Raw genomic sequence first — 13,309 nt, 5'->3', positions numbered from 1 at the left:
TGTTCTGCCTTTGCCGAATAATTATTGTATTTGTATTTGTATTTGTATTTGTATTTGTATTTGTATTTGTATTTGTATTTTTACTATATGGCTTCAGGTAGAGTGAAGTTATATAGTTCCGCTAACGTAAACGGATTTCTCTGAGTTAAAGGAGTAATTCGTAAGCTTAGGTCTCTGCCCGATACTTTTATATCACTCACGAAGCTGCCGTTGTGGGTATTTGTCAACGTAGAGTCTCCAAATAACCTATAGATAGCCCATTGACCATTTTTATTCAGTACGTGTTGTTTCCCCTCGTCTGTTACGTCTTGTATTGTGATGCTTATATTGAAGTCTCCATTTTGAGGAGGCCATTCAAGTTCTCGAATTCTGCTAGGGCCATGGTAATAATTGATATTTGAGTCTGCTATCTTCAAGCTTGCTCTGATGGCACTAGAGTCCAGGTCAAGTACTTTTGCGCTAAAAGGAAGATACAGTCGGTTTGTGCTTTTATTGATTAGCGTATCTCTAATTACATTATAATTTCTAAGCTGAACGAGTAACTCAGGTGAGAGCGGCATCGTTTCACCTTCTACTTGCTTTGGTGTCCATAGGTTTGTGTCGTAAAAAGGTGCGAAGTTTTTGACGATGAATGCATCTAGTAACCCCCCTGGTGCAAATAAAAGTTCAAAGTCATCGATTGAAATTTCTTCAGTTGCACTTAAATCGAAAGGGTATTTCCCTAAGCCTAATTCTTTGAACTTGCTATATACTTCACTATACCAAAGAGTTTGTATTCCTTTTGATGATTCAGAAATCATCACGGACCAGCTCTGGTTAACTACGTCTAAAAGCCAACTTCTTACTGGCTCGGGAGATTTTTGAGCGATCTGTTTTAAACGAATAATAGGATCTGCCTCAGTACTCCCCATTCTATGTTGCGCTGCTGACAGCGCGGCCATTTGAGGATCTGGTGCGTCGGCAATATCCTTCATATAAGTACGAACTCGACTCAGTGCGGTTATCGTCTCATCCCATGGAGTGGGAGAATTTGGAGTTTCATTGATCTGCAGCTGATTCAGGATATGAAATGCCTGTTCAACCCTTTTCATTAATAAGTAATCGGGTTGTACCATTTCTTCAACGAGACCCGGAGCCGCTTTTGCCGCACTGGCAAGTTTTGGGTTAACCTTGGCCATCAACAGACTTTGTTGGCCTATAGGTGAAAATTGTGTGTTTGTATAAACTTGTTTTAAAATGGTTGTCATTGGGGAAGATGGCCCGGAAATTAGATCAATAGCGTTAGTCAATTCCCCTACATTGTTGTAACGTTTTACTTTCAACTCGCTCAAAGCATTTCGCCAATAACTAATGTAATCATCGGTATATTTCTTCCTTACTAGTCTCTTGAAGCTTTCTTGCTCTTTGTCAGTAGGAATTACGTGGTTTGATAGGCCAAGAACCCAATTATCAGTGATAACCTGTTGAGACATTAAATCGACGCGAGGGCGATAAAAAGTACTGAAACCTGTTGACGTATAAACTTTATCGATCTCTAACCGTGCAGGATCTAAGTTATCGTTGAAAACATTGTTGAAGTCAAAACCAACCGCTCGTTGTAGGTTCAAAGTGCCTAAATCGATATCACCAGCTTGTTGTAATAAGCTAGCATAAACCAAATCTACGTTTGAATGAGAAAGCAACGATCGTCTTGTCGCGCGAACAATATTCATGTTTATTGATACTGGCTCAAAATTCGTGCGGAGATAGGCGTCTAAATACTTCATTACGCTTGCAATCGTTTCTGGTTGAGTGCTTAGCTTTTCTAGTGTTGACATCGTTTGTTGACGTAGAAATTTTGTCTCTCGCTTGCTTGGGTCATTTAACATTAAGTAGCCTTTGAGCAAAGGCAGTGCATTGTTAACGTTGTCTTGGTCATGTGTTAGCTGTAAACGATATCCCTGTTCAATTGCCGGCATTAGGTGCGTTCTAATTTGCGTGATCAGGGCGTTGTAAGCGATTTTTGTGCTTTCATCGAGACGGCTAACGTTTAGGTTTAAAAGTTCACTATCTAACGCATGTGATCCACTAAGCCATGCTTGATAAGATGGTTGTATGAGTTGGATTGCATTTTCAAGTGAGCTTTCAAAAGATTTATCTCTTTGATCTAGAGATTGTGAGTCGTCAATCCCAATGAGTTGGTTAATCACTCTTAAATTGCTATTTAAAGTCGTTGAAAAGAGGTAAGCACCACTTGCAAGCAAAACGACAGAAACAGCAACAGCAAAGCGACTTTGTCGCTGGATCATTCTAAGATAAGTTTTGTTTTCGCCTGCAAAGTCCGATTCTGGGAGGATTTGAGAGTCCATCAAGAAGCGAGTGAAATAGGGCGTTTCAGTTAGCTGTGTATGTTCTGAAGCAATGATCGGCAAATTGAAGTAGTTACTACAGCTCTTTGCCAATAGGTTGTATTTTCTGCCACCTTGGATATTCGATATAAAAAACACTTCGCGGATATCAAGTGAATAGGACCCAGTATTCAGTTCTGAGAGTCGCTCTATTACTGATGCGATCTCAGTTTGACATAACTCAAACTGTTTAGGGAAAGCTAATATAGCTTGCTTTTCATTTACGTCGTGAGAGTGGGAAGATGAATCCAGTGCATTACTCTCCATCACTTTGACTAAATTTCGAAAACTGTCGTGATAGTATTCAACGAATACTCCTTTAGCTTCCTTCAATGGGATTGATAGAAACTCGACCGATGTTTTTAGGGAGCTAAAGTGAATGTACTCCTTAAAACCTTCTAGTTTATCGAGCTTAGACATCATTAGATAAAGAGGGATTGCTGATGATGTTTTGTCACTTACTGATTCTAATCGATGGTTAAGAGCTGTTAATGTGTAATCTATTTGTTCCGATTCAGAGATAATTAGAAATTCAAAATCAATAAAGAATAGACAACCAGAAAATGGCTTTCTTGGTTTATGTGTAATGACTTCATCTACAAACGCATTCCATAAAGCGCTGTCATTACTTGATACTTCTTGAAATAACAGTCGTTGAGCCGGTTTGATATATACAGCAGAGTCAGATTCATACCATTCGAAAAAATCATTCTTTGCGGTACGAGTTTGATCCATCGGTTTGATTGCACTAGAGTTGAGTAGGAACTGAGTTCGACCCGCATGTTTATTGCCAATCATCAAATATATTGGCTTTTTATTTGAACGACAAAGAAGAGGGCGCATTACCATAGCTAGAGCTTCTTCCTCTGTTTCAAGTTTTAACGCTTTAGTGTTGTTTTTTTTCTTAAGCCACAGTGTCACCTGAAACAACGAATAGATAAGTGTGACAGCGCCTAAAGCAACCCAAAGGTAAAACTTGTCTGTTATATCTAGCCAAAGGATATAAGTAGCAGCGATCGTAGCTGCAAGAAAGAGAAAAACCACCGTTGATATAACAACAGGGTTTCTCATTAGTTTGTGTTTTAACATAAGCCTATTTCGTTGTTTTAAGTTTGTTGTATGATTTGGCCGTAAGACGTTTTCTTAATGTTACGGTTTAATAGCTTTAAGCTCAGACTCTAAGTTTTTAATTTTGTGTAAATAGACGTTGAGTATTTGAAGAGATTTCTGCAGCTCTTTTTGTTGTTTTTCTTTTTCTGCATATTCAATACGGCCAATCAACGGGAAAAGGGAGTTGCTGTATTCGTAAGCTTGTGCTGTTTTCTGACTTTCACTTCCTCTAATTGCATTTGCAAACACAGTTCTCGCGTTTGAGAAGCGTCTATGAAGTTTTATGTAATCTGCGTTTAGCTTTTGTTGCTCATTAGTGAATTCGTTTCGTAAACGTAAGACGGATGATGAGTCTGGGTAAAGCTTAGTTAAATCAATAGTCAATTGATTAAGAGTATCGATTTCGTACACTTTAATTGGATCGGAACCCCAATCTTTCATTAATTCATCTAATTGATTGACGACACTAGGCCTTACATCATCAGAAATCGAAGCGTATTCATATTTTAGTGAATGTACTATTTCATTCAGTTGTGGGATATCAGAAGTAACAATTTGTCTAGCCAACTCTTTTCGTTGATATTGTTTATAAATGAAATGAGAGGATAAAGCCAAAATTAGAGACCCAACGAGAAGGTAGATGACTAAATAATTCGAGGTCGCTTTTCCAGCGACTTCAACTGCATTCTTAGGCTTGTTGTTAGACACATTAATTTTAATGGTTGATGGCTGAGCTACTGGTATTGCCTTTTTATGTTCTTCCGAAACGCGGAGTTTTTTTGTGTTTTCTGCTTCAAAGAGTTTTGCTTCGCTCTCTTTATGCTCATCAACCCATTGCTTTAAGGTTCGACGAATTCCCCCTAGTGAAGGCGCTTTTATACCGTAATGTAGTCTGAGCTCTTCTTCTATTCTCAAACATAAACGGTGGCATGTTTCGATCAATAGAATGTCGTCGGAACTTGTTTTTATGGACTTAATTCGTTTATCTGTGTGTTCGACCATCCAATCAATCGCTCCGATCCTTGCGTTTGATTTTGTCACCTCTGGATATGCGGTGAACCAATAAATGACACACAAATCTAAGATAGAGTTAAGCCCTTCAACTAAACCTTTCAGGCCTTCGTTGTGCGTAGCGGCAACAGTAAAATAACAGCTACAACGGAAATCTTTACTGTTTTTGGACAGTATTTCTTTCGACAAAGTCTGGACTTTTTTCCAAGAAACTCTGCCTGTGACCTTGTTTATGTTATTAATTTGGCGCTTTATCTCTGTGAATTCATCTAACCCGTTAGGATTGGTTCCGTAGGGTTTTTCTTCATCAATGGGGCGTCTTGTAAAATCTGACGAGAGCATGATCTTAATATCCAACTGTATATACAATGAAATCTAAAAGCAGCGAAACCAAGAAAACTAGCCCGCATGATTTATAATATAGCTATATGATTATATTTTTTAAATGATTCTATAGTTAAAATGAATAATTTGAATATCAAACGGTTTGAAATGTTATGAATATAGCCCGTGTGCGATCGGGATCACAAAACTAAAAAAAATACCGCACATCATAATTGTTTGTTATTTGAACTTTCAATGATTTTAATCATTAAATTGACATTATTTTTGTGAAGTCGTACGCGTATTACTAATAATGTTTGTGCTTGTTAAGTGAACAGGTGTTGGCGCATTTAATCATTATCTTGAATGTTGGCGGATACCTAATTTAAAAACCTAAGGAATTACTCTACGCTATTTACAAAAACGTATGCATGTTTGTTTTAAATTTGTGAGCGAAAATTGCCCATATTTCCACTTACCCATTCAGTTATTTTTTTCTTAACACTTAACTTTTCTATTATTGATAGTTCTAATTCTAAAATGCCATTTTTTGACTGATTTCTTATTGCACTTTCTAATAGATATATCGTTTTTTTTGCTAGTCATAACGTCGAAATTAGCTTGCAACGTGTTCTCCATCTTGTAAAAGAAATAATACTTGCTATCTTGCGCATCTAATTAATATATGGACGAATTCGGAGGGAAGCATGCGAAAGCTAAGTAAAATCGGTCTAATATCCACTATGTGCCTTTTTTCATCTATCGTGATAGCAAAGGGCGAAAGGTATGGTGGTTCAGTCAATATGCTGAACATTGATAGTATCGAATACAAAGAAGGAACGACTGGACAAGTCGATACATTGCGATACGGCTTAGTCCATACTCGTCCTATTGATGAAAGCAACAACAGATGGCGCTGGTGGTTAGGGTTAAATTATTTATCCGAAGACATCGAAGCCCCAAGTAATGGTGTTTACAACGAGGTGACTAACTACGAATTTCGCATTGTACCCCAATTCGCATTAGGAAGTTGGTCAATATTTACGCCGTATATTGGCGCTGGTTTATCTTTGGGTTATTCACAATACTCTAACCGCTGGAAAGTCGATGACCAAGGCTTTAGGTATGGAGCACAACTTGAGGACATCGACCAATTTGAAGCCGGAGCTGTTGTCACTCTAGGTAGCGTAATTAAATTGGGTAGTAACCCTGACGCCCACTTGCAAATAGTCCCTCAAGCTTCATACATCTTACCTTTTTATAACGAGGGTTTGGGTGGCATTGAGTTTAGTGTTTCTCTTCTGTTTTAAAGGTAATTCATGAGAATAAATCAACTGATTTTGGTGATCTCGAAGTGCCCTGAAGAGTACGTTGGTGCTAAGAGTATAGAGATGCCTGAAGAAGGAGGCTCTTTAGGACGAGAAGCTGGCTGTACCGTAACATTAACGGATCACAACCGATTTATATCTGGTACGCATTGTTTATTGAGTATATATGGAGACACCTATTACATTAGTGATGTCAGTACAAATGGCACGTTGGTGAATGGTAATAAGATCCTAAAGAATCAACCTGTCTCATTGTGTGATGGTGATAGGGTATCCCTTGGTCAGTATGAAGTTAGTATATCGCTAGAATTGATCACAACATCATACGATATTGCCTCTGAAATCGCCCCAGAAAGAGATTCCACCGATCCACTAATGAATTTGGAAAAGTCAGTTGTTGAAGAGGATGTTGAACCTGGCGCACTTGAAGACCTTTTTATGGAAACAAAACCTGACGACGTAGACAGTCATGATCCCGTTGAGCATTTAAAATTTTCGATGCAAAGAGACGACGATTATCTTGTTAGGGATGAAAGCAATGATAAAAACCTTGCGAGTACATCGACAGAACCTCAAAGGCAAATTGTTGATGATAGCTTAAGTATTCACTCTGAATTTGACCTACCTAATTTGATTCCTGAAGATTGGATGGGATTAGATGAAGAGGCCTCGGCTACTCTTCATGCACATAATCTTAATAACGAGGAAGAAATACCGGGTTACGTACAACCTATTCATGATGACGATTTAAACGGCAACCCTGAAAGCGCTATTGAACGTTCTTCTGTTCCCAAGCATACGTCGATTCCAGTGCAATCTGTTGTTAGTACCCGAAGTTCTGCGAATGTACAAAGTCATAAATGGGAGGAGGTGACACAAGAGTTTGTCCCACATGTTGAGACTCAAGAGCTGTCTTCGGAAAGCGAAAGTAGATCTCAGAACAATATCGCTCTGAGTGAGGCTTCATCTGAGAACATAACACATGCATTCTTCGAAGGGCTCGGTGCAGATATAGAAACTGATTCAAATCATGACGCTCTATTTTTTAAGCAAATGGGCGCGTGTTTACGATTGTGTATCGATAATTTGTACAAAAAATTACAGGGTGTTGAAGAACTTACAGACGAAAACTCGTTTACTAAGAATGAGCTTAGCTTAACCACGTTAATGCTAACCCTAAACAATCAAAACCTGTTAGCTCCAAATGAGCTCATTGAACAGATTTTGGATGAGCTTGATGAACATGACGCTTTGTATTTAAAAACAGTTAACGACCTTGTGTTCGATCAGTTAAAAGTGAACGACCCCCAAAAATTTGAAGATGTATTAAGCCAAGAAACCCGTTTTCTAAGTAAATCAAAGTTATGGCAAAAGTACGGAGAACATTATGACCAGAATACTCGTCAACTCCATGAATCGACATTCAAAGCGTTGATTAAAGAACGATACAATAAGGTTGCAAAAACGAATCATGCATAAACTAATAGCTCCTATTATCTTGTTCCTTTTATCAGGTTGTTCAATGTGGGAACAGTTCAAAGAATCTTCTGGAATAACGCCGGAAACTTCTTCGATTGAACTAGTTATTGAAGCGTCAGAACACCTAAATATACGCGAACAAGGGCAATCATCGCCAGTCATTTTGAGAATTCACGAATTAACGTCTCCCGTTATGTTCCGTAGTTTGGACTTCTTTGCTCTATTCGAAAATGATAAGGCCTCCTTGGGCGATGAGTACATCAAACGGTACGAATATCAGCTGCAACCCGGTGATAAGCTGCATGAATTGTTAGAGCTAGACCCAACAACTAGAGCGCTAGGTTTTTCTGTCGCATTTAGAGATATTAATGGTTCATCTTGGCGTAAGGTCGAAGTGATCGAAGAGCAAAGTGAGTACTTCCTAAGATTAAAAGTAGAGGGTAGCGAATTATCTTCGAACAATACTCGCGGTATTGAACAGACGTATTTTTAAGGAATTGACGAATGTCTTTATATAACCCAGTTGTTTGGCAAGATGGTATGTTCATGAAGCCTCAGCACTTCCAACAGCTAGATAGGTCTCAAAGCAAATTATCTAACATGCTTAGCTCTAACAGCTCTCCTTTACATTGGGGAGTGAACAAAATCGAGATTAACACCGAGCTATTGGCTTTGGGCAAAATCGGGATCACACGTGCAGAAGGTATATTACAAGACCGCACGCCATTTGATTTACCGCTTCTTGCCGAACTTCCCGAAGTAAGAGATGTTGACGCATCTATTGCGGATAAAGTGGTGTACCTGTGTTGTCCATTGCCATCAGAGCGCTCGGAACTGTTTGGCGCAAGCGGCGATGGTGCTCGCTATAACATGGAAAGCCAAGAGGCCGTCGATTCATGTTATGAATCAGAAGACATGGCAAGTATTGTGGTGGGTAAGCTTAACTTTTTCTTGATGTACGATCACGAGGATAAGAGTGCATATACATCCATTCCTATTTTAAAAATTTCGGAAGTCAAGCCAGATGGAAGCATTATTCTGGATGAGAACTATATCCCGACATGCATCGATATACACGCTTCTACAGTTTTGAGTAAGTTCGTGACAGAATTTGCTTCAATGCTAAAACACAGAGCAGAATCGATTGTTCAGCGTTTAGGTGTGGTTGACCAACAGGGAGTATCATCTGTTGCTGATTTTATGTTGTTACAAGCCTTAAATCGTTATGAACCGTTATTCTGGCATTTTGCTAGTGTAGAAGGTGTTCATCCCGAGTCGTTTTATCGAACCCTGTTACAAGCTGAAGGTGAACTGTCTACATTGTGTTCAGCATCTCGTAGACCGCAAGAGTTTACAAAATACAACCACCGCCAATTGACTGATTGTTTATCTCGTGCGCTTGATAGCGCAAAAATGACGCTAAGCGTGATGTCAGAGCAACGAGCAATACCTTTAACATTGAGAGAGCAAAGCTACGGAATTCGAACGGCAGCAATCCCAGATAGTAAGATCGTCGAATCTACGACGTTTATTCTTGCGGTTAAAGCAGACGTGCCACTTGATATTTTACATACACAGTTTGTAAGCCAAACTAAGATTGGTTCGATCGACAACATTCGCGATTTGATCAACTTACAACTGCCAGGCATAGAAATGAAACCAATGCCAGTGGTACCTCGAGCGTTACCTTACCATGCAGGTTACACCTATTTTGAATTGGATAAAGCGAGCGATGAATGGAGTACATTGAATAACGCAGCGGCCATCGCTGTCCATATTGCTGGTGACTTCGCGAACTTATCACTACAACTTTGGGCTGTGCGTTTATGAGTTACGTCGAAAACGATGTCACCGTAGTACTGTTCCAACCAGAACCAGGTAAACCAATGGAGGTGATGCCTGCACCTGATTTATCTAGGAATATTGCGGTAAGAGACCTAAATATAGAGAGCATGGGGGTTAACCCATTGGTCGATCAATTTACCTGGTTAATCGCCAGTCTCTCATGTATGTCTTCTATCCCTTGGTTGGACGACCCTAGCTCTTTCAGAGAACAAATCGCACGAGAAATTCGCAAAGGCGAACGAAAGCTCAATGAAATGGAGTTGGATCGGGCATCAATATTGGTCATTCGCTATTGCTTATGTGCTGCAATAGATGAATCTGTGTGTAGGCAAGAGTGGGGTGCTAATAGCCACTGGAGTACCAATAGCTTATTGTCTGAGTTCCATAACGAAACATCTGGTGGCGATAAATTCTTCACTATTTTAGAGCGTTTGAAAGCTGACCCACGAAAATATAGACACGTCATCGAATTCCTTTATCTATTACTTCAACTTGGGTTCAAAGGAAAATATGGTCGAGAAGACCGTGGTAACGAAAAGCTTTCAGAGATAGGAAGCACCATCTATCGTCTAGTCCGAGATGAACGTTTAGCCGAGCAGGAAAAAGTAACGTTAGTTAATTTAAAGGCGAAGTACTTAAAAAAACCGCTTAAACGTGTTGTTTCACCTAAGCTAATTCTTGGTGTTAGTACTGCCATTTTTGGCGTTATGTATGTCGTGACCTACTTGGTTATTGACCTGAAATTTCAGCAGCTTCTAGATGTATATCAGTAGCATTAGATTTAATTATGAGATCTGCTGTCCATTTTTAAAATTAGGCTCGAAATAACAGGCTCTACTTTCATTTTAACTACGTACTTAGAGAGATTACAGCCTGCGATCTCTTTTATCATGCATTCATTGGAATTTAATTGGATTTACTATGGCCGTAACAGTTTGTGCGAATGGACTCAGCGTAGTTCATCAAGGCTCGGGAGGAGAAGCGAACGCAACGCTTCCTGATGTTTGTTTAACAACAGTCGGCAACTCTGTTGTTCCTATTCCTTATGGCAATAATGCAAAGTCTGCTGATTTAGCAGGCGGCACCACGACCGTTTCTATGGATGGTGGTAATAGCATTGCTATTAAAGGCAGTAAATTCAGTGCCAGTACTGGCGATGCCGGTGGTGATAAAAAGGGTGTCTCATCTGGCACCATTGAAGCTGAGGCGGAATTCATATCGGCTTCTCCTACCGTTAAATTTGAAGGCGTCGGCGTATGTCGCCTGTCTGACCAAATGACGATGAATAAAGCCAACACCATGTGTTTGGGCGGTGCGCAAAATCCTTCGGTTTCAGTAACCGAAGAGCAAGAAGGGACGTATACGGTTGATCTGTTTCTTTCATACTCAGATGGGGAGCCTGTTCAAAGTGCGACATATAAACTGGTCGATCAAACCGGCGCAGTCTTTGAAGGCACATTAGATAGTGCAGGTAAAGCTTCGGTGGGTGGTGTTGCCCCCGGCGAATTTAACATTGACTATGGTGAAGACAGTCGTGAGTTCATGCCGAACATCCCAACTAAAACCAACCCTAATTTCAATCCAAATGCGAATGCCCAATTAATTATTGAAGAAGCTAAACGAGGTGAGGTTGGTTTCTGGGAAAACTCTTGGAAGAGAATGTCAGGGGCAGCCAGCTGGATCTGGGGGGTAATTTTAGGTGACTTTAATGATGATGCATCGGTAGAGCAAATCATAGCCAATACAGCCCTGACCATGCTCCCCGTCGTAGACCAAGCCGCGGATGTACGAGATCTCTCAGCCAATATCATGACACTATTAAGTGAAGAAGAGCGCGATAAACCGGAAAATTGGTTAGCACTCTCTCTGACTTTGATTGGGTGTGTTCCAACGTTTGGTAGTGCAGTTAAAGGTACATGTAAAGTTGCTTTGAAAGGTGGTAAGGGCACATCGAAAGACACTTTACTCGCGGTACTTCGTGGGATGGGTAAAGGCGACCCAGAAAAGTTCTTACGTACATTAGATTGGGTTGATTACGCCAAGCAGGCGAGCAACATTGTGTCGGATGTTTTAAAACCCTGTATCGAAGTAGCAAGTGAGCTTGCTTCTTACGCCAATCGCATGGGCGCAGATGAATTAGCAGAATACTTCTTAAAGCTGGCCGATGAAGTGAAAATCATCGATAAAATGGTGCCGGATAAACTAAGAGAAGCGATGGGTGAATTTGACCAATTGTTTGCGCGAATTTTGGGCAAGAGTGAGAAAACATACCCAGCAAAGGTAAAGCATGGCTCTGGTGAGACCGCACAGTCTGGTAAAAGTACCAGTAAGGCGAATCAAGAAAAAGATAAGGATGAAATTATTTGTCCTGTTTGTAAGAAGAAACCTGAAAAATGTGATGCTTATTAGAGGTCAATACCATCATGGCTAAAAACTCAACTGTAAAAAAACACAGTCTTGTAAAAGGCTCAGGGGCTGCGTTAGCAAAATCCATCAAATCTAAGCACTATAAGTCGGGCTTCAATAAACATTTATGGGCGGATGGACGTTTGAAAGGGGATGACGGACAGTTCGGACTTCAGGCTCACCACATCATAACAACTAAAAACTTAGATACTCCAGACTGGAAAAAATACAGAGAAGCATATGAGTATGATATAAACACCTGGAAAAATGGGGTAATGTTCCCTTCCAAAACGGATATCGCTTGTCAAGTCAATACACACGTCCATAAGTCTGGCCATGGTGGAGGCTTGGACTTCAAGACCAAGCAAGAACAGTTTTGGGAAACAAGTTCAGATCCTGAAAGTGGTGAACCTACATCAATTCCGGTAACAAAGGTTCCTGACCCTGTAGCATCTAAGTTGCGGCTGGATGATATAAAGTATATAAAGTCAGTTAATCGAGATATTAAAAGTGTAAAAGAAAGTGCAAGAAGAGGTTATTATTGCAAATCAGGGAAAAAAAGACTTTTTCAGTCTGATTTAGACGACGTCTCTAAAGACATTTTAGTGTGTTTAGATAGCTTTTTATATACAATTTCAACTTTTGGTCATGATTACTCTCCGGCAAGTGACATAGGTTGTGCAGGCGAAAGTAATATAGAAAGCAAGAGTAAATCAAGAAGCGCATGCCCAAGTAGAACTTCCAAGCTACCGGAAGAAAAACACAATATAAAGAATGTAAAAGGTAAGACGATGAAACCTAGAAAACTTGAGGTTGGAAAATGAGTGAATATTTTTTTGCAAGAGAGTGTGTCAATTCCCCAATTTACTGTTTTCCAGATGAACACATCGATTCAGTGCCCTTAACGAGTTTTACTTACCCTAAAGCACCTGTTCCCTTGATAGTCGAATTTCTTCCACAAGATGATTATGAAATCCCAGATATACTTGAGATGCCAAATTTCTCGATTAAGAAAAATGGATTTTCGAAATTAAATTTGAATAACATTTTTGGGATTAATTGGGTCGATATTAAACTTCATGATAAAGGTGAGCATGATTTTCTTATGCTACAAGTTGTCAACGAGATTAAGTTGATTGATAGATCCGAAAGTAAGATCAAGAGGTACCGAAAGGATTCTGATGGTGATGAGATGATTAGTGGTATTCTTAATCTTATATTAGATGAAAAACTAATTCAGACTATACCAGTAGATAGAAGACAGATAGTGATAGATCCTGGTTGGTTGAAGTGTGTTTTTTTCCATAAAAATTTAGTTGAAAAAATAAAAAATTCTAAGCTAGTCGGTGTGGAATTTATACCGGCAGACGGCTATTCAGACTTTAGATAGATGAAATCAAATTTGAATTATTTTTATTT

Annotated in this window: 10 protein-coding genes; 8 read left to right on the top strand and 2 right to left on the bottom strand. The window is 39.6% G+C overall.

What is annotated here, in order from left to right; all coding sequences use genetic code 11:
- Nucleotides 1-83: 83 nt before the first annotated feature.
- Together tssM and Q5H80_RS18815 are read right to left on the bottom strand one after the other, a co-directional pair.
- Nucleotides 84-3,476, bottom strand: a complete 3,393-nt coding sequence (gene tssM / locus Q5H80_RS18820) for a type VI secretion system membrane subunit TssM (RefSeq protein ID WP_304569615.1) — start codon at nucleotides 3,474-3,476, stop codon at nucleotides 84-86.
- Nucleotides 3,477-3,536: 60 nt separating this feature from the next.
- The gene (locus tag Q5H80_RS18815; protein WP_304569614.1) at nucleotides 3,537-4,850 is read right to left on the bottom strand and encodes a type VI secretion system ImpA family N-terminal domain-containing protein; all 1,314 of its coding nucleotides are present in this window, start codon (nucleotides 4,848-4,850) and stop codon (nucleotides 3,537-3,539) included.
- A 689-nt stretch (nucleotides 4,851-5,539) separates the two neighbouring features.
- Between Q5H80_RS18815 and Q5H80_RS18810 the strand changes: the two genes are divergently transcribed.
- The 8 genes from Q5H80_RS18810 (at nucleotide 5,540) to Q5H80_RS18775 (ending at nucleotide 13,280) form a co-directional block, all read left to right on the top strand.
- Nucleotides 5,540-6,142 carry a hypothetical protein gene (locus Q5H80_RS18810; protein WP_304569613.1) on the top strand — a complete coding sequence of 201 codons (603 nt, stop codon included), beginning with the start codon at nucleotides 5,540-5,542 and terminating at the stop codon, nucleotides 6,140-6,142.
- A gap of 9 nt (nucleotides 6,143-6,151) precedes the next feature.
- The gene (locus Q5H80_RS18805) at nucleotides 6,152-7,639 is read left to right on the top strand and encodes an FHA domain-containing protein (RefSeq protein WP_304569612.1); all 1,488 of its coding nucleotides are present in this window, start codon (nucleotides 6,152-6,154) and stop codon (nucleotides 7,637-7,639) included.
- Nucleotides 7,632-8,132: a type VI secretion system lipoprotein TssJ gene (tssJ, locus tag Q5H80_RS18800; protein ID WP_304569611.1), complete on the top strand. Its 501-nt coding sequence runs from the start codon at nucleotides 7,632-7,634 to the stop codon at nucleotides 8,130-8,132. Before Q5H80_RS18805 ends, tssJ begins: the two co-directional genes overlap by 8 nt.
- 11 nt (nucleotides 8,133-8,143) lie before the next feature.
- Complete coding sequence (gene tssK, locus Q5H80_RS18795; RefSeq protein WP_304569610.1) at nucleotides 8,144-9,469, top strand: type VI secretion system baseplate subunit TssK; 1,326 nt, start codon at nucleotides 8,144-8,146, stop codon at nucleotides 9,467-9,469.
- Nucleotides 9,466-10,257 (top strand): type IVB secretion system protein IcmH/DotU, encoded by a 792-nt coding sequence (icmH, locus tag Q5H80_RS18790; protein ID WP_304569609.1) that lies wholly within the window; start codon nucleotides 9,466-9,468, stop codon nucleotides 10,255-10,257. The genes tssK and icmH overlap by 4 nt, the downstream gene beginning before the upstream one ends.
- Nucleotides 10,258-10,405: 148 nt before the next feature.
- Complete coding sequence (locus tag Q5H80_RS18785; RefSeq protein WP_304569608.1) at nucleotides 10,406-11,893, top strand: PAAR-like domain-containing protein; 1,488 nt, start codon at nucleotides 10,406-10,408, stop codon at nucleotides 11,891-11,893.
- A gap of 14 nt (nucleotides 11,894-11,907) precedes the next feature.
- Nucleotides 11,908-12,714, top strand: a complete 807-nt coding sequence (locus Q5H80_RS18780) for an AHH domain-containing protein (protein WP_304569607.1) — start codon at nucleotides 11,908-11,910, stop codon at nucleotides 12,712-12,714.
- Nucleotides 12,711-13,280: a hypothetical protein gene (locus Q5H80_RS18775; RefSeq protein ID WP_304569606.1), complete on the top strand. Its 570-nt coding sequence runs from the start codon at nucleotides 12,711-12,713 to the stop codon at nucleotides 13,278-13,280. The genes Q5H80_RS18780 and Q5H80_RS18775 overlap by 4 nt, the downstream gene beginning before the upstream one ends.
- Nucleotides 13,281-13,309 lie beyond the last annotated feature (29 nt).

It is taken from the genome of Vibrio sp. SNU_ST1 (assembly GCF_030563405.1).
Classification (GTDB): domain Bacteria; phylum Pseudomonadota; class Gammaproteobacteria; order Enterobacterales; family Vibrionaceae; genus Vibrio.
Note: the sequence above shows the minus strand (reverse complement) of the source record. Positions and strands in the feature narration are given on the sequence as shown.